Source organism: Photorhabdus heterorhabditis (assembly GCF_018448905.1).
Classification (GTDB): domain Bacteria; phylum Pseudomonadota; class Gammaproteobacteria; order Enterobacterales; family Enterobacteriaceae; genus Photorhabdus; species Photorhabdus heterorhabditis.
In genome coordinates this window covers 1-1473 of sequence record NZ_RCWA01000123.1, presented here as the reverse complement: position 1 = coordinate 1473, position 1473 = coordinate 1, and the positions used below count along the sequence as shown (strand labels likewise).

General features: G+C 41.2%; 1 protein-coding gene and 2 pseudogenes. All 3 read right to left on the bottom strand.

The window, feature by feature from the left end; translation table 11 throughout:
- Nucleotides 1-439 (bottom strand): annotated as a pseudogene (locus EAE89_RS22855) (hemolysin/hemagglutinin-like protein HecA precursor); the annotation flags it as partial.
- A gap of 3 nt (nt 440-442) precedes the next feature.
- The gene (locus tag EAE89_RS22850; protein WP_214086652.1) at nt 443-787 is read right to left on the bottom strand and encodes a DUF7957 family protein; all 345 of its coding nucleotides are present in this window, start codon (nt 785-787) and stop codon (nt 443-445) included.
- A 9-nt stretch (nt 788-796) separates the two neighbouring features.
- Nucleotides 797-1473: pseudogene (locus EAE89_RS22845) on the bottom strand (hypothetical protein); the annotation flags it as partial.

Genomic DNA, 1473 nt, shown 5'->3' with positions numbered 1-1473 from the left:
CAGCCACTCCCGCAGACGCCGCAATTCCCGTCTGCCCCATAATCTTCATGATTTCCTGGGTGGTTTCTTCTGAGCCGCCGGTGACTTGGGCACGATGGAGTACCAAATTCCGTGATGCGTCAATATTTGACATGGCACCGCGTAAATTTGCCCATTCCCGCACTTCTGCTGGCGTGAGGGAATCCAGTCCTTGCATTCTGGCTTTTTCCTGAATTTCGCCTATCCGAGCACTGTAGTCACCTTGCAATGCCCGCAGCTCTTTAGCAACGGCAACGCACTGGTCAGCGCCTGAACACGTTGCTATCCGCTCCTGAACCTTGTCATACTCTTGCCGATATTTATCCCTAACGGCAGAACGGCAACTGATATCCCCCTGACAATTAACCAGTTCCTCACTGCGCGATTGGTTCTTCTCCACACTTAGGTGGTTGTTGTCCACATCTTATTTTACAACATCTCGTGATAAGAATAGGCCAGTATAAGGATCGAAAAATATTCTTCTTCCATAAAAATCAACAACAAAATATTGCCCTTCAACAACGTTCAATCCTTCATATGGGTAACTTATTTGACCTTCTTTTTGTAAATCTGAAGGCTCTATTTGCCAAAGAAATTCTCCATTATTTGTATAAGAAAATAGGTTATTTAGTCCATCATCTCCTATAGGAATATCAGTTAAGACAAGAACAGAACCATTATCAATTTCTATCGCCTTAATAATCTTTTGATTAAATATAATTAAGTGCTCATTAATATTAATCTTGTTATCGTTTACTAAGATAGCCATTTTGATACCCTATTTTCTCTGAATAGCCCGTTCATTAGTGAATGTACCTGTTCTTTGCCCCATAAGATCAAACTGGGTTCCTCCACCTTTATAGCCAAACAGACTATTTGCAGAGCCTACTCTCATCTTAGTACCTGCTTTAATTTCAACATCCGCAACGTATTTTGGTTTATATGGCAAAGCAAACTTTTCTTGAATTTGTTTACTACTTAATCCTTTTATATCTTCAGCTTTCATCATCCATCCCCCTCTCATTTGTGAATGAGTACCATCATAAACCCTAACAAATTGCGTGTTAGTTGCTAATTCAAATTCCTTTACTGTAGTTCCTGGAGTATATGGAGGTTGTTCATATCCCTGATTTTTCCACCAATTATTTACTTCTGTTGCTGTTACCTCTTTAATGGGCTTTTCAGGGAGTCGTCCAGAAGTACCTTTGCCCTCATTTATAGATGAAATCGTCGTCTTATTTCCAGTAATATTCACATCAGCCAGAGAACTTCCTTTCCCCTCAATGACTTCTGTCGACTGGTACTTACTTAAAGACAAAAACGCTTTTGCTGCCGCAAACTGTATCAGCTTTGCTTCACTGGTAGGTATGCCACCGGCAACAATTTCCGCCGCCTTTTGCGGTGTCATCTGCTCATTTGATAACACGACATCCAATGGAACACCAAAGAAGTTCC

Bases quoted from the DNA above. Each gene is read 5' to 3' on its own strand.
- EAE89_RS22850 (WP_214086652.1), bottom strand. From the start codon at position 787: ATGGCTATCTTAGTAAACGATAACAAGATTAATATTAATGAGCACTTA.